Origin of the sequence: Crenalkalicoccus roseus (assembly GCF_004761865.1) — a bacterium.
Classification (GTDB): Bacteria; Pseudomonadota; Alphaproteobacteria; order Acetobacterales; family Acetobacteraceae; genus Crenalkalicoccus; species Crenalkalicoccus roseus.
The window spans coordinates 10,481-32,997 of the sequence record NZ_SJDM01000028.1; the positions used below are offsets into that span (position 1 = coordinate 10,481).

The 22,517-nt window shown below is 75.7% G+C and carries 16 protein-coding genes; 9 read left to right on the top strand and 7 right to left on the bottom strand.

The window, feature by feature from the left end:
* The first annotated feature begins 70 nt into the window (after window positions 1-70).
* Genes ET526_RS15330 through ET526_RS15340 form a run of 3 tightly spaced genes read left to right on the top strand, consistent with a single transcriptional unit; the run spans window position 71 to window position 6,060 of the window.
* Window positions 71-2,854, top strand: coding sequence for an SLBB domain-containing protein (locus ET526_RS15330; protein ID WP_240048426.1), 2,784 nt, complete (start codon window positions 71-73; stop codon window positions 2,852-2,854).
* Window positions 2,844-4,952 (top strand): YjbH domain-containing protein, encoded by a 2,109-nt coding sequence (locus ET526_RS15335; RefSeq protein WP_240048421.1) that lies wholly within the window; start codon window positions 2,844-2,846, stop codon window positions 4,950-4,952. The genes ET526_RS15330 and ET526_RS15335 overlap by 11 nt, the downstream gene beginning before the upstream one ends.
* 52 nt (window positions 4,953-5,004) lie before the next feature.
* Entirely contained in the window at window positions 5,005-6,060 is a 1,056-nt protein-coding gene (locus ET526_RS15340; protein ID WP_135468572.1) for a glycosyltransferase family 4 protein, read from the top strand.
* A 204-nt stretch (window positions 6,061-6,264) separates the two neighbouring features.
* On the opposite strand, the gene ET526_RS15345 is transcribed toward ET526_RS15340, so the two are convergent.
* Window positions 6,265-9,078, bottom strand: a complete 2,814-nt coding sequence (locus tag ET526_RS15345) for an ATP-dependent DNA helicase (protein WP_135468573.1) — start codon at window positions 9,076-9,078, stop codon at window positions 6,265-6,267.
* A gap of 142 nt (window positions 9,079-9,220) precedes the next feature.
* Between ET526_RS15345 and ET526_RS15350 the strand changes: the two genes are divergently transcribed.
* Together ET526_RS15350 and ET526_RS15355 are read left to right on the top strand one after the other, a co-directional pair.
* Window positions 9,221-10,609, top strand: a complete 1,389-nt coding sequence (locus ET526_RS15350; RefSeq protein ID WP_135468574.1) for an esterase-like activity of phytase family protein — start codon at window positions 9,221-9,223, stop codon at window positions 10,607-10,609.
* 133 nt (window positions 10,610-10,742) lie between these two features.
* Window positions 10,743-12,770 (top strand): PhoX family protein, encoded by a 2,028-nt coding sequence (locus ET526_RS15355; RefSeq protein ID WP_135468575.1) that lies wholly within the window; start codon window positions 10,743-10,745, stop codon window positions 12,768-12,770.
* Window positions 12,771-12,820: 50 nt separating this feature from the next.
* On the opposite strand, the gene ET526_RS15360 is transcribed toward ET526_RS15355, so the two are convergent.
* Window positions 12,821-13,249 (bottom strand): accessory factor UbiK family protein, encoded by a 429-nt coding sequence (locus tag ET526_RS15360; RefSeq protein WP_135468576.1) that lies wholly within the window; start codon window positions 13,247-13,249, stop codon window positions 12,821-12,823.
* A 106-nt stretch (window positions 13,250-13,355) separates the two neighbouring features.
* Between ET526_RS15360 and rfaD the strand changes: the two genes are divergently transcribed.
* Together rfaD and lgt are read left to right on the top strand one after the other, a co-directional pair.
* Window positions 13,356-14,336 (top strand): ADP-glyceromanno-heptose 6-epimerase, encoded by a 981-nt coding sequence (gene rfaD / locus ET526_RS15365; RefSeq protein WP_135468577.1) that lies wholly within the window; start codon window positions 13,356-13,358, stop codon window positions 14,334-14,336.
* Between the two features lie 2 nt (window positions 14,337-14,338).
* Window positions 14,339-15,175, top strand: a complete 837-nt coding sequence (lgt, locus tag ET526_RS15370) for a prolipoprotein diacylglyceryl transferase (protein ID WP_456305118.1) — start codon at window positions 14,339-14,341, stop codon at window positions 15,173-15,175.
* A gap of 13 nt (window positions 15,176-15,188) precedes the next feature.
* Here the strand turns inward: lgt and ET526_RS15375 are convergent, their stop codons facing one another.
* Both ET526_RS15375 and ET526_RS15380 read right to left on the bottom strand, forming a co-directional pair.
* Entirely contained in the window at window positions 15,189-15,704 is a 516-nt protein-coding gene (locus tag ET526_RS15375; RefSeq protein ID WP_135468578.1) for a pyridoxamine 5'-phosphate oxidase family protein, read from the bottom strand.
* 62 nt (window positions 15,705-15,766) lie between these two features.
* On the bottom strand, window positions 15,767-16,705 hold the full coding sequence (locus tag ET526_RS15380) for a LysR family transcriptional regulator (protein WP_240048422.1): 939 nt from the start codon (window positions 16,703-16,705) through the stop codon (window positions 15,767-15,769).
* A 117-nt stretch (window positions 16,706-16,822) separates the two neighbouring features.
* On the opposite strand from ET526_RS15380, the gene ET526_RS15385 reads away from it, so the two are divergent.
* Together ET526_RS15385 and ET526_RS15390 are read left to right on the top strand one after the other, a co-directional pair.
* Window positions 16,823-17,296, top strand: a complete 474-nt coding sequence (locus ET526_RS15385) for a DoxX family protein (protein WP_135468579.1) — start codon at window positions 16,823-16,825, stop codon at window positions 17,294-17,296.
* 249 nt (window positions 17,297-17,545) lie between these two features.
* A complete protein-coding gene (locus ET526_RS15390; protein WP_135468580.1) occupies window positions 17,546-17,962 on the top strand; it encodes a tellurite resistance TerB family protein in 417 nt (138 codons plus the stop codon).
* Here the strand turns inward: ET526_RS15390 and ET526_RS15395 are convergent.
* From ET526_RS15395 to ET526_RS15405, 3 genes are all read right to left on the bottom strand, one after another.
* Window positions 17,947-18,906, bottom strand: coding sequence for a cation diffusion facilitator family transporter (locus ET526_RS15395; RefSeq protein ID WP_135468581.1), 960 nt, complete (start codon window positions 18,904-18,906; stop codon window positions 17,947-17,949). The two genes, ET526_RS15390 and ET526_RS15395, sit on opposite strands and share 16 nt — an antisense overlap.
* A gap of 108 nt (window positions 18,907-19,014) precedes the next feature.
* On the bottom strand, window positions 19,015-19,803 hold the full coding sequence (locus tag ET526_RS15400; RefSeq protein WP_135468582.1) for a Bax inhibitor-1/YccA family protein: 789 nt from the start codon (window positions 19,801-19,803) through the stop codon (window positions 19,015-19,017).
* Window positions 19,804-19,976: 173 nt separating this feature from the next.
* A complete protein-coding gene (locus ET526_RS15405; RefSeq protein WP_240048423.1) occupies window positions 19,977-22,466 on the bottom strand; it encodes an ABC transporter permease in 2,490 nt (829 codons plus the stop codon).
* Between the last annotated feature and the right edge of the window lie 51 nt (window positions 22,467-22,517).

Here is a 22,517-nt window from a genome sequence, read left to right on the forward strand (position 1 = left end):
AGTTCTTGATTTCAGCGTTGAACATCGCGCATAGGTTGCATACAGGCCGGCCCGGAGCTGAGTCTTGAGCGTGCCGTCCCGTTCCCTGCTGCGCCGCCTCGCCGCCCTCGCCCTGCTGCTCCCCGCGGCGGCGACGGCGCAGACGCCGCCGGGGCCGTTCCTCGCGCCGCCCGCCCTGCCCTCCACCCTGCCGGGCGGAACGCCGCTGCCCGCCCTGCCCCCGGCGGCGCAGCACGACATCCTGCAACGCATCCTCGACGCCTCGGGCGGCCGCCCCCCGGCGGCGCCCCCTACCGCGCCCCCCGCCGCCGCGCCGCCCGCCGCGGCGGCGCCGGCGCTTACGGCCCCGGCGGAGGAGGAGCCGCTCTCCCCGATCGAGGGCTTCTTCGCCGCGCGCGAGCCGGGCGGTGCGGCGCCGCTCCGCCAGTTCGGCTACGACAGCCTGCGCGCCGCCCCGGGCGCCCTGCCCGCCGGGCTCGGCTTCGGCGTGCTGCCGGACGACTACCTGCTCGGCCGCGAGGACGAGGTGGTGCTCGCCTTCCGCGGCCGCGTGCGCCAGACCCTCTCCGTCCGCGTCGGCCGCGACGGGATGCTGCTGCTGCCGGAGCTGCCGCCCATCCCCGCCGCCGGGCGCACGCTGCGCGCGCTGCGTGCCGACCTCGAGGCGCGGGCGCAGCGCGAACTCGGCGGGTCGGAGGTGTTCGTCTCCATCGGCCAGGTGCGCCAGATCGCCGTCTTCGTCGGCGGGGAGGTGGCGCGGCCGGGGCTGCAGGCGCTGACCGCCCACGCCTCGGTGCTGGACGCGCTGGTCGCCGCCGGCGGGGTGCGGCGCACCGGCAGCCTGCGCGCGATCCGCGTCGAGGGGGCGGGCGCCCCGCGCATCGTGGACCTCTACCCCGTGATCGCCGGCGCCGGCGGCGCCGCGCCCGACCTCGCCCTGCGCGAGGGGGAGCGGATCGTGGTGCCGCCGCTCGGCGGCGCGGTGGCGATCGGCGGCGAGGTGACGCGCCCCGGCATCTACGAGCTGCCGGCCGGGACGGCGGGCGCGCCGGTCGAGGAGATGCTGGCGCTGGCCGGCCAGCCGCTGCGCCCTGCCGGCAACCGCTTCCTGCTGCAGACCACCGACGGCGCCGGCCGGCGCAGCGTGCAGGAGGTGGGGGCGCGACACACGCTGCGGCGAGGCGATGCGCTGCGCGTCGAGCCGGGGGCGGACGTGATGGCGAACCAGCTCCGCCTCGCCGGCCATGTCGCGGCGCCGCTGCTGCGCACCGCCCGCGGGCAGAGCCTGCGCGGCCTGCTCGCCGACCCGCGGCTGGTGAAGGCCGATCCCTATCCGCGCCTCGGCGTGGTCTGGCGCATCGATCCGCAGACCCGGGCGCGGCGCTTCATCCCCTTCGATCTCGGGCAGGTGCTGGCGGGCAGGGCCGATCTCCGCCTGGCCGAGGGGGATGAGGTGATCCTGCTCGGCCTCTCCGACGTGCTGTGGCTGGCCAGCCCCTCGGTGCAGCAGGCGCTGCGCGGCGAGGTGCCGGCCGACCCGCTGGCGCCGCTGCTCGCCCCCGCCGCGGCGCCCTCCGCCGCGCCGCCCGCCACCCCGGGTGCGGCGCCGGCCGCAGGCGTTGGCATGGCCCCGGGCGCGCCCCTCGCCCCGCCGCCGCCCGCCGCCGAGTGTCCGGCGCTCGCGCAGCTCGCCATGGCGGCGCAGGCCTCCCGCCTGCGCTTCGCCCATGCGCGCGGCGCCGGCTTCCCGGACGGGGGACGGGTGCCCTGCCCGCAGGTGTTCCTCGACTACCCGGCGCTGCTGCCCTTCCTGCTCGACCAGACCGTGCTGCTGACCGGGGAGGTGCGCCAGCCTGGCCTCTACCCGGTGCTAGACGACACCGGCCTCGACGCGCTGATCGCCGCCGCCGGGGGCGTGACCGACACCGCCGACCTCGCCACGGTGGAGTTCGCGCGCGAGCCCGCGGAGCAGACCGGCACGCGCCAGCTCTCCCGCTCCCTGCTCGACCTGCGCAGCCGCAACTTCGCCGCCGTGCGCCTCTCCCCGCGCGACGCGGTGCGCATCCCGCGCGGCTTCGGCGACCGCGACATCGGCCCGGTGACGCTGATCGGCGAGTTCGTCCGCCCCGGCGTCTACGACATCCGCCGCGGCGAGCGGCTCTCCGAGGTGATCGCCCGCGCCGGCGGGCTGACCCCCCAGGCCTATCCCTACGGCGCCGTGTTCTCCCGCGAGAGCGTGCGCCAGCGCCAGCAGGAGGGGTTCCAGCGCACGGCGCGGGAGCTGGAACAGGGGCTGATGCAGGTGGCGGCCGGCCAGGCGGTGGCGGGAATGCGCGGCTCCGCCGACCTCGCCGGGGCCATCCAGGCGGGGCGGGCGCTGGCGGAGTCGCTGCGCCAGGCGCGCGCGGCGGGACGGATGGTGGTGGAGGCCAACCCGGTGGTGCTGGCCGGCCGGCCGGACCTCGACGTGCTGCTCGAGCCCGGGGACCTGATCGCCATGCCGAAGCGCCCGAACGAGGTGACGGTGGTGGGCGCGGTGCTGAACCCCGGCAGCCTGCAATTCACCACCGGCTGGCGCGCCGCCGACTACGTGCGCGCCGCCGGCGGGGCGCAGCGCTTCGCCGACACCCGGCGCGCCTTCGTCGTGCTGCCGAACGGGCAGTCCGCCCCGGCCGGGCTCGGCGCCTGGCAGTCCGGCGGGCCGCCGGTGCCGCCGGGCAGCGTGGTGGTGGTGCCGCAGGACCCCTCCCCCTACGAGACCTGGGGCTTCCTGCGCGACGTGACGCAGGTGCTCTCCCAGGTCTCGCTCTCCGCCGCCGCGCTTGCGGTCATCGTGCGCTCGAGTGGGCGCTGAGGGGCGGCGGAGGACGCGCCGCGCGGCGGCGCTCGCGCTCCTCGCCCTGTCCGGCGCGGCGCCGGGGCGGGCGGAGGAGGTGCCGGCGACGGGGGGCAACCTGGGCGGCGTCGGGCTGCTGGAGATGCGCAACGCCCGCTTCCGCCCCGACGGCACGGTGGAGACCGGCCTTTCCCTGCGCCACCAGCGGCAGTTCTGGTTCCTCAACCTCCAGCCCCTGCCCTTCCTGGAGGCCACCTTCCGCATCGCCGACCGGCTGGACGGCACGACCGGACGCGGCCGCGCCACCGACCGCGCCCTCGACCTCAAGCTGCGGCTGATCGCGGAAAGCGACTGGCGGCCGGCGGTGGCGGTCGGGCTGCAGGACCTCATCGGCACCGGGCTCTATGGCGGGGAGTATCTCGTCGCTTCCAAGCGCTTCGGGCCGCTCGACCTCACCCTCGGCCTGGGCTGGGGGCGGCTCGGCACCGGGGCCGAGCTGCCGAACCCGCTGGCCGAGGTCGCGGACCGGTTCGGCCAGCGCCCCCGCCGCGTCGGGCAGGGCGGTGTGCCGGGCTGGGAGGGCTGGTTCCGCGGCGGGCGGGTCGCGCCCTTCGGCGGCGTGGAATGGAGCCTGCCGCCGCTGCCGACGCCGTTCGGCCCGGCGGAGGGGCTGCGCGCCAAGCTCGAATGGTCGGCCGACGCGTTGCGCGACGAGCGCGGCGGCTGGCCGGCGCGGAGCGAGGGGCTGCGCGGCCGGGCGCGCTCGCGCCTCAACCTCGGCCTGCAGTGGCAGCCCAACCCGTGGCTGGATGCCGGGCTGTCCTTCGTCCACGGCACGGATGTGCTGGCACGGCTCTCGCTGCGGCTCGACCCGGCACGGCCGCCGGAACTCGCTTCGCGCCGCCCCCCGCCGCCGCTCGCCGGCCGGCCGGCCGCGCCGGGCTCGCGGGAGGCGCTGTTCGCCGCCCTGCGCGCGGTGGGGTTCACGCCCCTCGCCTACGAGGCGCGGGGGGCGGAGGCGGTCCTCGCCGTGGAGGGCGGGCGGCACGCCACCCTGGCGCAGACCGCCGGGCGGGTGATGCGTGCCGCCCAGCCGCACCTGCCGCCGGAGGTGGAGGCGCTGCACCTCGACTGGCGGCGCCAGGGCGTGACGGTGGCGCGCCTCGTGCTGCTGCGCGAGGCGGTGGAGCGGGCCGCCCTTGGCCAGGGCAGCGCCGAGGAGGTGCTGGCCGCCGCCCGCCTGCTCCCCGCCGCGCCGGCGCTGGCCGGGGGCGCGCCCACCCTCTCCTGGGGGGTCGAGCCGCGGGTGGCGCTGGTGCTCGGCGACCCGCGCCGCGCCGCGCTGTGGCAGATCGGCGTCGGGGCGGGGGCACGGATCGGCCTTGGCGCCGGCCTCGCGGTGGCGGGAAGCGTGGCGCAGCCGCTGGCGGGGAATCTGGACCGCGGCGCACCCTCGGACAGCGTCCTGCCGCGGGTGCGCAGCGACTATGCCCGCTACGCCGCGGCGGAGGGGCCGACCATCCCCGCCCTCTACGCCGAGCGGCTGTGGAACCCGGCGCCGGACGTGTTCGCCCGCGTCACCGCGGGGCTGCTGGAGCCGATGTTCGCCGGCATCTCGGGCGAGGTGCTGTGGCGGCCCTTCGACCGGCCCTGGGCGCTCGGGCTCGACCTCAACTGGGTGGTGCAGCGGGAGTATGCGCAGCGCCTCGGCCTGCGCGACTACACGGTGCCGACGGGGCACCTCTCGCTCTACGCCGACCTGCCGCTGTGGAACCTCTACGGCGTGGTGCGGGCGGGGCGGTACCTGGCCGGGGACTGGGGCGGCACGCTGGAGCTCGGCCGCCGCTTCGCCAGCGGCATCGAGGTGGGCGGCTTCGCCACCCTGACCGACGTGCCCTTCCGCCGCTTCGGGGAGGGCAGCTTCGACAAGGGGCTCTACGTGCGCATCCCGCTCGAGCTGCTGGGGCCGGCCAGCGCCTCCCGCGCCAGCCTGCTGATCCGCCCGGTGCTGCGCGACGGCGGGCAGCGCCTCTCGGTGGACAACCCGCTCTGGGAGGTGGTGCGGGAAGGACGGCAGGAGGCGCTGACGCGGGGGTTCATGGGGTTCGTCCGATAGGCCGCCCCGCCGCTTGCCCCGGGGCGGCGCTTCCGCCACACCCCGGCCCCGCATGACCCTCGCCGCGCTCTCCCAGCACTTGGCCTTCGCGCTGCTGCTCGCCCTGCTCTCCGCGGCGACGGTGCGGGTGATGATCGCCTTCCCGATCCTCGACCATCCGAACCACCGCAGCGCCCACCGCGCGCCGACGCCGCGCGGCGGCGGGCTCGGGCCGGTGCTCGCCTTCCTCGCCGGGATGCTGGTGCTGTTCCAGGCCGCGCAATTCGCCCGCATCGCGGAGCGGCCCTTCCTCGGCGTCATCCTGGCGGCGGCGGCGATCGCGGCGGTCGGCCTCGCCGACGACATCCGCCACCTCTCCGCCCGGCTGCGCCTGGCGGCGCAGGCCGGCGCGGCGCTGGTGGCGATGGCGATGGGGCTGGTGCTGACGCGCCTCTCGCTGCCCGGCATCGGGCCGGTGGAGCTCGGCTGGCTGGCCCCGGCGGTGACGCTGTTCTGGATCGTCGGCTGCACCAACGCGGTGAACTTCATGGACGGCATGGACGGCCTGGTCGGGGGCACGCTGCTCGTCGCCTGCGCCGCGCTGGCCGCCATCGCCGCCCACCAGCAGGGGTGGTTCGTCTATGCCGCGGCGCTGTTCCTGGCCGCGGGCTTCGCCGGCTTCCTGCCCTTCAACCTGCACCCGGCGCGCATCTTCATGGGCGATGTCGGCAGCCAGTTCGCCGGCTTCATGCTGGCGGTGCTGGCGGTGGCCGCCGCCCGCTTCGACGGCACGCAGGTGAGCTTCCTGATCGTGCCGCTGCTGCTGTTCGGCCTCCTGTTCGATGCCGGCTTCACCCTGCTCCGCCGCGCCGCCATGGGCGAGAGGCTGGGGGAGGCGCACCGCACCCACCTCTACCAGATGGCCAGCCGCGCCGGCATGGGGGTGCGGGCGGTGGCGGCGGCGCATTGGGGCTTCGCGCTGTTCCATGCCGGGCTCGCGGTGCTGTTCCTGCACCTCTCGCCGGCCTGGAAGCCGCTCGTCATCGTCCCGGCGCTCGCCGTGCAGCTCGCCTGGCTCGGCCTCGTCGCCTGGCGGGTACGGCGCGCCGGGCTCGGCTGGCGGGGCTAGGGCAGATCCCGTCCAGGTGCCCCCGCCCGAACGGGTGGGGCGAACGGAAAATGCTCCGGCGTCCCGATCGCGCGATCCCCGCGGTTCCGGTCGTGGTCGTCGGGGACCGGCCCGAGCGCGTGCTGGCGCTCCGCGCGGACGAGGCGCCGCCCTCCGCCGCGTCCCTCCCCCCGCACGGCAGATCGGAGGAAAAGGACGCGGACGCTACCGTCCTTCCAGGAAGTCCCGCGTCGCCGCCACCGCCTCGGCGAGGCCGACGCGACGCGCCTCCACCCCCTCCGGCAGCCCGGCCAGCAGGCGGGAGGGGCAGGAGCGGTCGAGCAGCACGAACACCCCGCGGTCGTCGGCGCGGCGGATCAGCCGCCCGAAGGCCTGGCGCAGCCGGTGGCGCGCCAGCGCGTCGTCATAGCCCTTGGGATCGCCGCCCGAGAGGTGGATCCGCCGCTCCCGGTGCAGGATGGAGGGGCGCGGCCAGGGCACCCGCTCGAACACGAGGAGGCGCAGCGAGCGCCCGGGCACGTCCACCCCGTCGCGCATCGCATCGGTGCCGAGCAGGCAGGCATCCTCCTCGGCACGGAACACGTCCACCAGCGTGCCGTTGTCCATCGCGTCCACGTGCTGGGCGTAGAGCGGGATGCCGGCGGCCTCGAGCGCCGGGGCCATGCGCTGGAAGCACTCGCGCAGCCGGCGGATGGCGGTGAACAGGCCAAGCGCCCCGCCCCCCGCGGCCAGGAACAGCGCCTGCATCGCCGCCGCCACCTGGCCGGCGCGCATGCGGTCCACATCCGTCACCACGAAGGCGCGGGTGCGCGCGGCGTAATCGAAGGCCGAGGGCATGGCGGCGCGGATCGCCGGCAGCGGCAGGTGGACGGCACCGGTGCGCGCCTCGGCCGCCGCCCAGGCGGCCTCCGGCGCCTCGGCCAGCCCGGCGTCGCGCAGGGTGGCGGAGGTGATCAGCAGCCCGTGCGCGGGCGCGGCCACCTGCGCGGCGAAGGGCTCGGTGGGGTCGAGGAAGTGGCGGTGCAGCCCGGCATCCACCTCCCGCCCCTCGCGGCGGTCGAGCGCGAGCCAGTCCACGAAGGCGCGCCGCTCGCCGGGCGCGGGCGGCGGCTCGCGCAGGCCGCGCAGCATCGCCCGCCAGGCGGCGAGCGGGATCAGGGCGCGGCGCTCGATGCCCTTCGCCGCCGTCTCCAGCCGGATGCGCTCGCCGGTCTCCATCTCGGCCGCCGTCTCGTCCTCGAGCCGCGCGGCGAGGCGGTCGCGCAGCAGGGCGAGCGGCTCGGCGATGCGGCCGAGGGCACGCTCCAGCACCTCCGCCGCCTCGGCCAGCCCCTCGGCGAGGGGGTGCAGGTCGCATTCGAGGCCGTAGAGCCCCTCGTCGTCGCGCGCGCGGGCGAGCACCTGGCGGCGCACGAGCTGCAGGAAGGCCTCGGTCGGGTTGCGCCGCCGCTCCGGCCCCGCCTCCGGCACCAGCGCGTATTCCTCGGCGAGCCGCGTCACCCAGCCGAGGCCGGGCAGGGCGTGGGCGGCCTGGAGCGCCGCCTCCATCGGCGCCAGCAGCTCCGGCATGTCTCCGGCCAGCTCCTCGATGCGGCGGCGGAGGCCGCGGGCGCGGCTGCGACCGCCTTCGGCGCCGAGCAGCCAGCGGCGCAGCTCCGCCGTCTCCGCGCCGGTGAGCGCGGCGGAGAAGGCGGCGTCGGCGGCGTCGAACAGGTGGTGCCCCTCGTCGAAGACGTAGCGCGTCGGCCGCCCGTCCTCGCCGCCACCGAGCGCCGCCTGCACCATCACCAGCGCGTGGTTCGCCACCACCAGGCTGGCGCCGCGGGCGCGGCGGATCGAGTGCTCGACGAAGCATTGCCGGTAGCGCGGGCAGGCGGAGCGGATGCACTCGCCCCGCCGGTCGGCGAGCGGCCAGATGGCGGCAGGGCCGAACAGCTCGGCGATCCAGCCCGGGAAGTCGCCGCCCATCAGGTCGCCGTCGCGGCTCGCCAGCGCCCAGCGCGCGATGAGGGCGAGCGGCAGGGCGAGCGCCGGATGCTCCGCCTGGCCGAGCATCTCCTCAAGGTTCAGCAGGCAGAGATAGTTCTCCCGCCCCTTGCGCAGCACCACGCGGCGGCGGCGCTCCTCCGGGTCGGGGTAGAGGCGGGCGAGTTCCTGCTCGATCTGGCGCTGCAGGTTGCGGGTGAAGGTGGCGATCCAGACCGCGGCGCCGTTGCGCTCGGCCCAGAGCGAGGCCGGGGCGATGTAGCCGAGCGTCTTGCCGGTGCCGGTGCCGGCCTCGGCCAGCACGAGGCGCGGCGCGCCGGGCGTCTCCCTCGGCGCGAAGGCGGCGCAGGCGGCCGAGGCGTAGTCCGCCTGCTGCGGCCGCTGCTCGGCCTCGCCGCCGAGGATCGCGGCAAGCCGCGCACGCGCCTCGGCCGGCGCGACGGGATGGGCCGCCGGCGGCGGGGCGGGGCCTGGGTCCTCCCACTCCGGCAGGCGGCGCCAGACCCGGAGCGCGTCGGCGGAGGGCGGCGCCTCCGGCGCGCCGAGCGCCGCCTGCACCGCCGCCGACCAGGGCCAGCCGGCAGTCTCGGCGAGCCACGCCGCCAGCCCCGCGGCGTCGCGGTTCTGCGGCGCGGCGCGCACCAGGGCGAGGTGGCGCAGCATCGCCGCCGCCATCTCCGGCAGCAGCGCCGCGGCGGCGGCCTCGTCGCGCGGCGGGGCGAGATCGAGGGCAAGCGCGAGGCCGCGCGGGGTCGGCGCCGCGGGGCGCGCCGGCAGGCAGAAGGCGAACAGCTCCAGCAGGTCGTAGGCGGCGTCAAAGGGCGGCAGGTCGAGCCGCCGCGCGGTGGCGGGGGCATGGACCAGCATCGGCGGCGGCAGGCCGCGCAGCGCGCGGGCGATCTCCGCCGCCGGCAGGTCGAGCAGCTCCCCATCCGGCGTCAGCAGCGTGCCGCGCCCGTGCCGCGCGACGAGCGCCGGCGCCTCGGGAAGGAGCAGCCGGGCGGGCGCGGGGCGGCGGAGGGGGGCGGACATCGGCGCCAGGATAGGCGGCGCGCCGGCGGAGGTCGAACCCGGAGGCGGCGCGCGGCGGGTCATCGAGACGTCACCGGTACGTCATCGGGCCACAACATGCGGGCGTTAACGCTCCGCCGCTCCGGACGGAGAGGAGATGCCCATGCCCCGCCCTAGCCTCGCGGCCGCGCTGCTGCTCGGCACCGCGCTCGCCCTGCCGGCCGCGGCCGACCAGCGCTTCCCCGCCACGCTCGCCGGCCACGCCTACATCCCGGCAATGACCATGGTGGCGCCGCCCGAGGACGCGCCACGGGGGCTGTGGCTCAGCGGCCGGTTCACCGGGCCCGGCAACCTGCGCGAGGACCGGCCGATGAGCCGCCCCGGCACGACCGGCCCCCGCCACGGCGACCGCGCGACCGGCATCAGCCTGCCCTTCACCGGCCAGCCGCTGCAGGGCTTCTCCGGCTTCGCCGCGCGGCCGGCGCCGGACGGCAGCCTCTACGCCATCATCGACAACGGCTTCGGCAACAAGCGCAACAGCCCCGACGCCATGCTGTTCTTCGTCCGCGTCGCGCCCGACTGGCGCAGCGGCCGGGTGGAGGTGCGCGAGACGGTGTTCCTGCGCGACCCCGACCGCGTCATCCCCTTCCGCATCACGCTGGAGGACACGCGCGAGCGCTACCTGACCGGCGCCGACTTCGACCCGGAGAGCATCCAGGTGGTGGGCGAGGAGGTGTGGATCGGCGACGAGTTCGGCCCCTTCCTGCTGCGCGCCACGCTGGACGGGCGCATCACCGGCCTGTGGGAGACGCAAAGCGGCGGGCGGGTGCTGCGCAGCCCCGACCATCCCGCCCTCTCCGTGCCGGCGAGCCCGACCCAGCCGGTGCGCTTCGAGGTGCCGCGCTCCGGCGGCTTCGAGGGCATGGCGCTGGCGCCGGACGGCCGCCACCTGCTCGCCATGCTGGAGAAGCCGCTGTTCGACGCCGAGGGCAGGCGGGAGCGCCATGCCGGGCGCGAATTCCTGCGCGTGCTCGAATTCGACACGCGCGAGGCGCGCTGGACCGGGCGCGAGTGGCGCTACCGCCTGGAGGAGGGCGCGACCGCGATCGGCGACTTCAACATGGTGGACGAGCGCCGCGCCCTGGTGATCGAGCGCGACGACGGGGAGGGCGACCCGAGCCTCGCCTGCCCCGATCCCGCCGCGCCGCGCCCGGACTGCTTCCCCGACCCCGCGCGCTTCAAGCGCGTCTATCTCGTGGACATGGCGGAGACCGATGCGGAAGGCTTCATCCGCAAGATCGGCCACATCGATCTGATGGACATCGCCGATCCCGAGGGGCTGGCCCGCCTGCCGACGGCGGCGGCGCGCGACCTGGGCGGCCGCTTCACCTTCCCCTTCTTCACCATCGAGAACGTGGTGCGGGTGGATGGGGAGCACATCGTGGTGGCGGTGGACAACAACCTGCCCTTCAGCAGCGGCCGCGCCCTCGACCGCGCGGCGGACAACGAGTTCATCCTGCTGCGCGTGCCGGAGCTGCTGGCGGCGCGCTGATGGCGGCATCGGGGCGGGCGGGTGCGAAACGTCATCCGCCCGTCTCCGGGCCGCAGCACGGCCGTCACCTTCCCAGGCCAGGAACGCTCCGGCCGGGCCGGCGCGCCCGGCGACGGACAGGGAGATCGCAGCGATGGCGGCGCGGGAGCACGACATGATCGAGCCTGGCGACGAGCCGATGTCCAACCTTTCCGCCAACCCCTATTTTGGCGACATCGCCGCGGCGCGCCTGTCGCGCCGGGGGGTGCTGGCGGGCAGCCTCGGCGCCGCCCTCGCCGGCTTCATCGGCGCCGGCGCCGCGCCGCGCGGGGCCACAGCGCGGCCGGCGGAGGGGCCGAGCCTCGGCTTCCGCGCCGTCCCGGTGAGCGAGGCCGACACGGTGGTGGTGCCCGAGGGCTACGCGGTGCAGGTGCTGATCCCCTGGGGCACGCCCATCACCGGCGACATGCCCGCCTGGCGGCCGGACAACACCGGCGCGGAACAGGCGATGCAGGTGGGGATGCACCATGACGGGATGCATTTCTTCCCGATCGAAGGGCAGGACCCCCACCGGGGCAGCAGCGAGGACGGGCTGCTCGTCGTCAACCACGAATACATCGAGCCACGCTTCCTCCACGCCGCCGCGGCGGAACGCCCCCTCGGCACGGATGAGGTGCCGGCCGGGGAGGACGGGCGCGACCCGGACCAGGTGCTGAAGGAGCTGAACGCCCACGGCATTTCCGTCGTGCGCATCCGCAAGGGCGCGGACGGGCGCTGGGCGGTGGTGCCGGATCCGCGCAACCGCCGCATCACCGGCCTGACGGAGATGGAGATCGCGGGGCCGGTGCGCGGCAGCCCCTTCGTCCGCACCCGCTACAGCCCGGACGGCACGCGCGTGCGCGGCACCCTGAACAACTGCGCCCATGGCGTGACGCCCTGGAACACCTACCTGGCCGCCGAGGAGAATTGGGCGGGCTATTTCCGCAACGGCGACCAGCAGGACCAGAAGCCCGACCTGCCGCGCGAACATGCCCGCTACGGCGTGCGCACCGGCCGCTCGCGCTACCGCTGGGAGGAGGCGCGGGGTGGGGAGGACGCCTTCCGCCGCTTCGACGCCTCCCGCACCGGCGCCGACGCCGCCGAGGACTACCGCAACGAGCCCAACGCCTTCGGCTGGATGGTGGAGATAGACCCCTTCGATCCGCGGAGCCGCCCGGTGAAGCGCACGGCCCTCGGCCGCTTCGCGCATGAGGGGGTGATCTTCGCCCCGGCGCGGGAGGGGCGCCCCGTCGTCGCCTATTCCGGCGACGATGCGCGGTTCGAGTACATCTACAAATTCGTCTCCGCCCGTCCCTACCAGCGCGCGACGGCGAGCGGCGCGCTGCTCGACGAGGGCACGCTCTACGTGGCGCGCTTCCATCCGGACGGCAGCGGCGAGTGGCTGCCGCTGGTGCAGGGGGTGGGGCCGCTCACCCCGGCCAACGGCTTCCGCAGCCAGGCCGAGGTGCTGGTGAACACCCGCGCCGCCGCCGACCTCCTCGGCGCGACGAAGATGGACCGCCCCGAATGGGGCGCGGTGGATCCGCGCGACGGGCGCGTCTACTTCACCCTGACCAACAACACCCGCCGCACGCCCGAACAGGCGGAGGGGCCGAACCCGCGCGCGCAGAACCGCTTCGGCCAGATCGTGCGCTGGCGCGAGGCGGATGACGACCATGCCGCCACGCGCTTCACCTGGGACCTGTTCGTGATCGCCGGGCCGCAGGAGGACAGCCGCGACGCCAACGGCGCGCCGCTGACCGCGGAGAACATCTTCGCCTGCCCCGACGGGCTCTGGTTCGACGCCGACAGCCGGCTGTGGATCCAGACCGACATCGGCGAGGCGGAGCAGAATCGCGGTCCCCTCGCGCCCTTCGGCAACAACCAGATGCTCTGCGCCAATCCCTACACGGGCGAGATCCGGCGCTTCCTCACCGGACCGGTGGGACAGGAGATCACCGGCGTCGTCACCACGCCGGACCAGCGGACCATGTTCGTGAACGTGCAGCACCCGGGCGCCACCACGACGGCGGAGGATTTCGCCGCCGGCCGCCTGGTCAGCCGCTGGCCGGACGGGCAGGGCGTGCCCCGCTCGGCCACGCTGGTCATCACCCGCCAGGACGGGGGGGTGATCGGCGCCTGAACCGCTGGCGCCAGGGCCGTTTCCGCGAGCGCGGCCGAGCGGAAGCGGCCCTACCCGCCCCGCTCCTCCGGCGCGGTGCCCGGCATCCCGGCGGAGGCCATGGCGGCCGGGCTGCCCTCCGGCACCGTGCCGCCCCTGGGCTCGGGATGCACCGCCTCGGGCGAGGCGACCGAGCCGGCGCCGGCCGCCTCCGCCGCCGCCGGGGCGGGTGCGGCGCCGAGCCGCGCCTCCAGCGCCGTGATCCGCGCCTCCAGCGCCTCGGCCGCCTCGCGGGCGCGGCGCGCCACCTCGAGCGCGGCGTCGAGCTCCTCGCGCCGCACGAGTTCCAGGCGCTGCACCACGGCATCGGCCTGTGCGCGCGCCATCGCCTCCATCTCCTGGCGCAGCCCGGCCAGCACCGAGAAGGCGCCGCCTGCCACCCCCGCCAGATCGTCGAATAGGGAGCCGCGGCGCCGCCCGCTCTCGTCCGTCCCGCTCATCCGTGCCGTCTCCTGCCTGTGGTCGCCTTGCGAGGTCGCCGCGCGCCGCCCTATACCCCCGCGCCGGCCCGCGCAACGGCGCCGGAAGGAGGCGAGGGTTCCGCCGATGTATCTCGTGACCGGCGGGGCCGGTTTCATCGGCTCCAACCTGGTGGCGGCACTTTGTGACCGCGGCGCCGAGGTGATGGTCGTGGACCGCCTCGGCGAGGGCGAGAAGTGGCGCAACCTGGCCCGCCACCCCATCGCCGGCCTGCTGCCGCCCGAGGAGCTCGAGGCGTTCTGGCGGGCGCAGCCGCCGCTCGACGCCGTGCTGCACCTCGGCGCGATCAGCGACACCACCGCCACCGACGCCGACCTGGTGGCGGCGACCAACTTCACCCTGCCGCTCTGGCTGTGGTCCGCCTGCGCCGAGCGGGAGATCCCGTTCCTCTACGCCTCCTCCGCCGCCACTTATGGCGACGGCTCCCAGGGCTTCGACGACGATCCCTCGCCGGAGGCCCTGGCGCGGCTCCGGCCGCTCAACCTCTACGGCTGGTCCAAGCACGCCTTCGACCGCCGGGTGGCCGACCTGCTGGCGCGCGGCGCGCCGGCGCCGCCGCAATGGGCAGGGCTGAAATTCTTCAACGTCTACGGGCCGAACGAGTACCACAAGGGCCGCATGGCCAGCGTGGTGTTCCACAAGTTCCGCGAGATCGCGCGCGGCGAGCCGGCCCGCCTGTTCCGCTCCGACCGGCCGGACATCGCCGATGGCGCGCAGATGCGCGACTTCGTGCATGTGGACGACTGCGTCGCCGTCATGCTGTGGCTGCTCGACAACCCGCAGGTCTCGGGCCTGTTCAACCTCGGCTCCGGCCGGGCGCGCAGCTTCCTCGACCTGACGCGGGCGATCTTCGCCGCGACGGGCCGGGAGGAGGCGATCGAGTTCGTGGACATGCCGCCCGATCTCGTCGGCCGCTACCAGTACTTCACCGAGGCCCCGCTCGGCCGGCTGCGCGCCGCCGGCTACGCGGGGCAGATGACGCCGCTCGAGGAGGGGGTGCGCCGCTACGTGCAGGAGTTCCTGCTCGGCGGCGATCCCTGGCGCTGACCGTGCTGGCGCTGCCCTTCCCGGCGCTGGATCCGGTCCTGGTCGAGATCGGGCCCTTCGCCATCCGCTGGTACGCGCTGGCCTACATCGCCGGCATCGTGCTCGGCTGGTGGGGGGCGCGGCGGCTGGCGGCGCTTCCCCCGGCGGTGGCGACGCGCGCGCAGGTGGACGACTTCGTCACCTGGGCGACGCTCGGCATCATCCTCGGCGGGCGACTCGGCTACGTGCTGCTCTACCGGCCGCTGCACTACCTGCACAACCCGCTGGAGATACCGGCGGTCTGGCAGGGCGGCATGAGCTTCCATGGCGGCGCGCTCGGCGTGATCCTGGCGGCCTGGCTGTTCTGCCGCCGCCGCGGGCTCGACCCAGTCGCCTTCGCGGACCGCGTGGCGCCGGTGGTGCCGGTCGGCCTGCTGCTCGGGCGGCTCGCGAATTTCATCAACGGCGAGCTGTGGGGGCGGGTGACGGAGGTGCCCTGGGGCATGGTCTTCCCCGGCGCCGGCCCGCTGCCGCGGCACCCGAGCCAGCTCTACCAGGCCTTCCTGGAAGGCGCGGTGCTGCTCGCGCTGCTGCTCTGGCTGGCCTCGCGCCCGGCGCTGCGCGCCCGCCGCGGCTTCCTGAGCGGCGCCTTCCTCGCCGGCTACGGCGTAGCGCGCATCATCGGAGAGATGTTCCGCCAGCCCGACGCGCATCTCGGCTTCCTGCCCGGCGGCGTGACCATGGGGCAGGTGCTGTCGGTGCCGATGGTGGCGGCGGGCCTGTGGCTGATGCTGCGCGCCCGGCCCCTCGCGGCGCGGGAGGCCGCCGACCTCCGCGCCCCGGGCCGGGACGCCGCCTGATCCCCGGCCGCCGTCAGCCGGTGCGCCTCGAGAAGTCCACCTTGTCGTTGGCGCCGGGGTGGGGCGGCTCTCCGGTGGTCACCGACTTCAGATAGCCGAAGGCGTGCACCAGGGTGGAGGAGGGGGCGTCCCAGTATTCCGCGCCCTTCACCGTCACCTTCACCAGCGCCACGTCGTGGTCCTCGGGGCCGCCGGGAAACCAGGTGCGCAGCGGCTCGGACCACAGCGCCTTCTGCTTCTCCCGGTCGCGCACCAGCTCGGCCGAGCCGAAGACGGAGACGTAGTCCTGCCGGCGCGGGTCGCTGTAGGCGAGCAGCACCCGGTCGTCCTGCGACACCTCGAGCGCCACGGGGCTGGTGGCGCGGGTGAAGAACCAGAGGGCGCCGTCGAACTCGGCCTGCGCGGCGCGCATCGGCCGGCCGCGGAAGCGGCCCTCCTCGTCCATGGTCACCATCATCGCGACCTCGATGCCGCGGATCATCTCCAGGACCTTGCGCTGGGCCTCGGCGTCGCTGCGGGTCTCGACCATCCTCGTCCTCCGCTCCCGATGGGTCGGGGAGGGAACGGCGCGGCGGGCTGCCGGTTGCCCCCTCAGCCCGCCGCCGGCACCTCCCGCGCCAGGGCGAGGATGAGGCGGCGCAGCCAGGCATGCGCGGCATCGGCCTCGAAGCGGCGGTGGAACACCAGCGACAGGCGGGTATGGCGCACCGCCAACGGCGGATCGCGGCAGAGGAGGCCGTGCGCCGCCGCCATCTGCCGCGCCAGCCGCGCCGAGAGGGTGATGACCATGTCGGTGCGCCGCAGGATCTCCGGCACCGCCGCGAGATGCGCCACCACCGCGCCGAGCCGGCGGGGGTGCCCGGCCTCGGCCAGCGCCGGGTCGAGGGCGCCCTCGCGCGAGCCGTTCGGCGAGTGCAGAAGGTGGGGCACCGAGACGAAGCGCTCCACCGTCAGCGCCCCCTCCGCCAGGGGGTGGCCGGGGCGCATCAGCGTGCAGAAGGCCTCGGGCAGCAGGCGCAGCCGGGTGTAGAGCGCCGGCGGCTCGGGCAGCACGGCGACGGCGAGCGTCGCCGCGCCGGAGGAGAGCAGCGCCTCCCAATTGGTGCGGTCGGCGTGGCGGATCGCCAGCAGGCAGCGCGGCGCCTCCCGCGCCAGGCGTTCGAGCAGCGGCGGAGCCAGCACCGCCTCGGCGTATTCCGAGAAGGCGACCTGGAACACCGCCGTACTGGTCGCGGGATCGAAGGGCGCATGGGCGGCCAGGGCGGCGCCGAGGCGGTCCAGCGCCTCGGCCACCGGCCCGGCGAGGGAGAGGGCGAGCGCCGTCGGCTCCACCCCGCCGGGGCGGCGCAGGAACAGCTCGTCGCCGAGCGCCTGGCGCAGCCGGGCGAGGGCGCTGGAGACGGCCGGCTGGGACAGGCCGAGCCGCTCCGCCGCGCGAGTCACGTGCCGCTCCCGCGCCACGGCGTCGAAGACGCGGAGCAGGTTGAGGTCGAGGCTGCCGAGATCCGCCACGCGCGCCGCCCCCGTCATCCGGCGCGGTGATGATCGTCGTTCCCACGCCGCGTTGGAAGCGCCGCCGCCGCCCCGCCATCCTGTGCCCCGGCGCGGCACGGGCCGCGATGCAGGGAAGATGCAAGGATGCATGCGATGTTCGACGAGAAGGCCACCACCCCTTACGCCGCGGCGCTGCTGCGCGTGGCGCTGGGCGTCCTGTTCCTCGCCCATGGCGGGCTGCTGAAGCTCGGCACCTTCGGGCTGGCGGGGACGATGCAGTTCTTCGGCTCCATCGGCTACCCGCCGCTGCTCGGCGCGGCGGTGGCCTTCGCCGAGATCCTCGGCGGCCTGGCGCTGATCGCCGGGCTGTGGGTGCGCTGGGTGAGCCTCGCGCTGGTGCCCGTGCTGCTCGGCGCCACGCTCCAGCACCTGCCNGTGCCCGTGCTGCTCGGCGCCACGCTCCAGCACCTGCCGGCGGGCTGGCTGTTCAGCGCGCCCGGCGGCGGCTGGGAGTTCCCCGCCTTCTGGACGGTGGCGCTGCTGGTGCAGGCGGGCCTCGGCGCCGGGGCCTGGGCGCTGTACCCGGCGCGCCCGGCCGGCGCGGGGCCGCGCGCCGCGGCGGCCTGAGGGCGGATTGCGCTTCCGGTCCTTGCCGGGCGGCCGATCCGCCGCTCCGGCGGGGCCGCCGCCGCGGACCGGGCGCCAGGGCGTTTTCCCTTCGCCCCGCGCGCGGCACATGCTCCGGTCCTTCGCTGTGCGGTCATCTTCAGCCGTTCGGGCGAGGCCACCCGAACGGGATCCGCCCTAACGCGGGCTTGCCTTGACGCCCCCCTCACGCCGCGCGACCACGCGGGCGGCGGCAAGGAGCGCCACCCCATGGCCAGGACCCGTTTCAACCCCCAGGAGGCGCTGGTCTGCGCCATGGTGCTGATGAGCGTCGCCGACCGCCAGATGACCGATGCCGAGCTCGCCATGATGGCGCGGCTGGTGCAGGAGCTGCCGGCCTTCGCGGAGTTCCACCCGGCCGAGATCGGCGTCGTCACCGAGACCTGCCTCCGGCTGCTCGACCAGGCCGACGGGCTCGACCAGGCCTGCGCCCTGATCCGCGAGGCGCTGCCGCCGCGCCTGCGCGAGACCGCCTATCTGCTGGCCTGCGAGGTGGCGGCGGCGGATGGCGAGGCGACGCAGGAGGAGCTGCAATTCCTGCAGGAGTTCCGCATCGCCATGGACCTCGACCGGCTGGTCGCCGGCGCCATCGAGCGGGCGGCGAAGGCCCGCTACCAGGTGATCTGACCGCCACAGGCGGCGCCCTCTGCGCGCGGCGCCAGCGGGCAGGGGTGGGCGGGGTCGCCCGCCTCCACCTGCAGCGTGACATGGCCGATGCCGAAGCGCTCCCGCAGCGCTGCGGCGGCGGCGGCAAGGAAACCATCCTCCGGCCCCGCCCCGGGCCGGACCAGATGCGCGGTCAGCGCCGTGCGCGTGGTGCCGAGCGGCCAGATGTGCAGGTCGTGCACCGAGGCGACTCCGGGCAGGGAGAGCAGGAACGCCCGCACCGCCTCCAGGTCGGTTCCGGGCGGCACGGCATCCATGGCGAGGGCGAGCGACTCCCGCAGCAGCCCCCAGGTGCCGGCCAGGATCACCACCGCGATCAGCAGGCCGAGCAGCGGGTCCACCCAGAGCCAGCCGGTGGCGAGGATCAGCAGCGCGCCCAGCACCACCCCGAGCGACACGACGGCATCCGCCGCGAGGTGCAGGAAGGCGCCCTTGCGGTTCAGGTCGGCGTGCCGACCGCGCAGGAAGAGCAGCGCGGTGCCGGTGTTCACCGCCACCCCCGCCGCCGCCACCCACAGCATCCAGCCGGTGGCAATCGGCGCGGGCTCGATCAGCCGGCGGATGGATTCGAGGCCGATGGCGCCCACCGCCACCAGCAGCAGCATGGCGTTGGCGAGCGCGGCGAGGATGGTGCCGCGCTGCCAGCCATAGGTGCGCCGCGGGCTCGGCGGGCGGCGCGCCAGACGCGCCGCGCCCCAGGCGAGCAGCAGCCCCAGCACGTCCGACAGGTTGTGGCCGGCATCGGCGAGCAGGGCGACCGAGCCGGCGATCAGCCCCGCCACCGCCTCGAGCAGGACGAAGCCGAGGTTGATGGCGACGGCGGGGAGGAAGCCGCGCTCCTCCGGCGCCGGGCCGTGATGGTGCCCGCTGGAGTCGGGATGGTGCCGGTGCTGTCCCGCCGCCATGCCGGCAGCCTTCCGGCGGGCGGCGTCCCGGTCAAGGAAAAGGCCCCGGAGGTCTCCCCCCGGGGCCGTCCCTGGTCCGCCCGGACCCGCCGGCACCCGTCCGACGGCTCAGTCCTGCTGGCGGACGCCCATGAACTGCAGCAGCAGCATGAACAGGTTGATGAAGTTCAGGTAGAGGGCGAGCGCGTCCATCACGCTGCGCTTGCCGGCGAGCTCCGTGCCCTCCTCATAGGCGTGCTCGATGTAGTCGGCCTTGATGCGCTGGGTGTCCCAGGCGGTCAGGCCGAGGAAGACGATCACGCCGATGACGCTGATCGCGAACTGCAGCGCCGTCGAGCCGACGAAGATGTTCACGATCATCGCGATGATGATGCCGATCAGGCCCATCATCATGAAGCTGCCCATCTTCGTCAGGTCGGCCTTCGTGGTGTAGCCGTAGAGGCTCATCGCGCCGAACATCGCCGCCGCGACGAAGAAGGTGCGGGCGATCGAGGCGCCGGTGAAGGTGAGGAAGATGTGCGAGATGCTGAGCCCCATCACCGCCGCGAAGGCCCAGAACAGCGCCTGCGCCGTGGTCTTCGACAGCTTGTTGATGCCGAAGCTCAGCACCAGGATGAAGGCCAGCGGCGAGAACATGGCGATGTAGGCCAGGATCGTCGGCTGCACCGCGGCGCCGCGCGGGGTCATGACGCGCTGGTAGAACAGCGCCTGCAGCTCGGGCGTGTTGGCGACGAAATACGCCACGATCCCGGTCAGCAGCAGCCCCGAGGCCATCCAGTTGTAGACCCGGAGCATGTACGCCCGGAGCCCGGCATCGACGGCGGCCGCGTCGGCGGTCGCCACTCGACCCCAGCCAGGCGCACCCGTCGTGTATCGATAGTCGGGACGAAGGGCCATTGGTGTCTCAAGCCTCCCAGAGGGGGATCATTCCCCGCGGCCGCACAATATGGACGGATGGTAATGCGGATCAATGGGGGATCCGCAGCCCGCCGCCCCCTGCGCGATGGGGATGACCGCAATATAGGGTGCCATCCCCGCCGCCGCACCGGCAAAACGAAGACGCTACCGCCTCATTCGTTGCGCAGCAGCGGCCCCGCCCTGGCACGCAGCGCCAGCGCCGTGCCCGCGAGCCCCGAGGCCAGCGTCAGCGCCGCGCAGCCGAGGATGGTGGCGAGCAGCGTCCCCGGCAGCGGCACCCACTCGGCCCGCATCACGAAGCGCACCACCGCCCAGGCGGCGGCGCTGCCGGCCAGCGCCGCCAGCGTGCCGGCCACCAGCCCGATCAGCGCGAACTCCACCAGCCAGGCGGCGCGGATCTGGCCGGAGGTGGCGCCGACGGTCTTGAGGATCACCGCGTCGCGCACCCGCTGCCGCTGCCCCGCCGCCACCGCCCCGGCCAGCACCAGCGCCCCGGCCAGCAGGGTGACGCCGCCGGTGGCGGAGAGCGCGGTGCCGATCCGCCCGAGCAGCGCCGCCACCCCCTCCAGCGCGTCCCGCACCCGAACACCGGAGACGTTGGGGAAGGCGTCGGTCACCGCGCGCAGCACCGCCGCGTCCTGCGCCGGGTCGCCGCGCACCGTGGCGATGTGGGTGTGCGGCGCCGCCTCCAGCAGCCCGGGCGAGGCGACCATGACGAAGTTGATGCCGAGTCCCCGCCACTCCACCCGCCGCAGGTTGGCGATGGTGAGGTCGATGTCGCGGCCGAGCACGTTCACCGTGATGACGTCGCCGAGGCCCACCCCCCAGCCCTCGGCGATCGCCGCGTCGAAGGAGAGCAGCGGCGGGCCGCGATAGTCCTCCGGCCACCACTGCCCGGCGACGATCCGCGTGCCCGCCGGCGGGCGGGCGGCGTAGGTGAGGCCGCGGTCGCCGGTCAGCGCCCAGCGCGTCTCCGGCGCCACCTGCGCGCGCTCCACCGGCACCCCGGCGATGGCCACCACCCGGGCACGCAGGGAGGGGACGCGGCGCACCTCCTCCACCCCGGGCAGGGCCGCCGCCAGCGCGTCGAAGCGCGCCGCCTGCTCGGACTGGATGTCGATGAAGAAGAAATTGGGCGCCTCCGCCGCCATCTCCTCGGCGAGGTGGCGGCGCAGATTGCCCTCGATCTGGGCGATGGCGGCGAGCGTGGCCAGCCCGGCGCCGAGCGCGACCACCAGCGCCGGCGTCGGCGCCCCCGGCCGGTGCAGGTTGGCGAGGCCGAGCCTGAGCGCCGGCCGCCGCCGGCCGGACAGGGCGCGGGCCAGCGCCATCAGCGCCGCGGCGCCGAGGCGGAAGGCGAGCAGCGCCGCCGCCGCGCCGGCGCAGAACCAGGCGGCGAAGCGCGGCTCCTCGGCGGTGCCGACGACGAGCGCGACCAGCGCCGCCGCTACGGCGGCGTTGGCCGCCAGCACCGGCCAGGCGGGGCGGGCGGCGGCCGGCTGCACCGCGTCGCGGAACAGCGCCGCGCCGGGAATGCGCGCCGCCCGCCCCAGCGGCCAGAGGGTGAAGGCGAGCGCGGTCAGCAGCCCGTAGAGCCCGGCCAGGGTCAGCGGCAGCGGATAGGGGGCGAGGCGCGGCGGCACCGGCAGCGCCCCTTCCAGGAGCTGCGCCGCCGCCCAGGCCAGGAGGAAGCCCGCGCCGAGGCCGATCAGGATGCCGAGGCCCGCCAGCGCCAGCACCTGCGCCAGATAGGTGGCGAAGATGGTCCTCGAGGCGGCGCCGAGGCAACGCAGCGTGGCGATGGAGCGCGCCCGCGCCTCCAGCCAGGCGCGCACCCCGGTGGCGACGCCGATACCCCCCACCAGCAGCGCCGTCAGCCCCGCCAGCGTCAGGAAGGAGGCGGTGCGGTCGAGGAAGCGGTCCACCCCGGGGGCGGCCGCCTCGGGCGTGCGCACCCGCCAGCCCTCGCCAGGGAAGGCGGCGCGCAGCGCGGCGGCGAAGCCGTGCGGGTCGGCGCCCGGCGGCAGGCGCACGCGCAGGTCGTGCTGCACCAGGCTGCCGGGCAGGACCAGCCCGGTCGCCGGCAGGTCGGCGAGGCCGATCAGGGCGCGCGGGCCGAACAGGGCGGGGGTGGCGACCTTGTCCGGCTCCTCCGCCACCGTGCCGGCCACGACGAGGCGCGCCTCGCCGATCCGCACCACCGCGCCCGGGGCGAGGCCAAGCCGCTCCGCCACCAGCGGATCGAGCGCCACCGCACCCCGGGGCAGGGACCCGGGCGGGTCGAGGCGCAGCGCGCCGTAAAGCGGGTAGGCGCCGTCCACCGCCTTCAGCTCCACCAGCATCCGCTCGGCCGAGGGGGCGACGAGCATGGCGCGCAGCGTCACCGCCTGCGACGCCGCGCCGCCACGCGCCGCGATCCAGGCACGGAGCGCCTCGGGCGGCGGGCGGGCGCCGGTACGGATCTCGACATCGCCGCCGAGCAGCCGCGCCCCCTCCGCCCGCAGCCCGGCCTCGATGCCGGCGCGCAGCGTGCCGACCGCGGCGATGGCGGCGACGCCGAGCGCGAGGCAGGCGAGCACCAGGCGGAGCGCGCGCAGCCCGCCCCGCATCTCCCGCCGCGCCAGCCTGAGCGCGAGCGCCACTCCCCCCAAGGCCTGCCTCCGGTGCCTGATCGAGAAGGCTGAGGTGGGGGC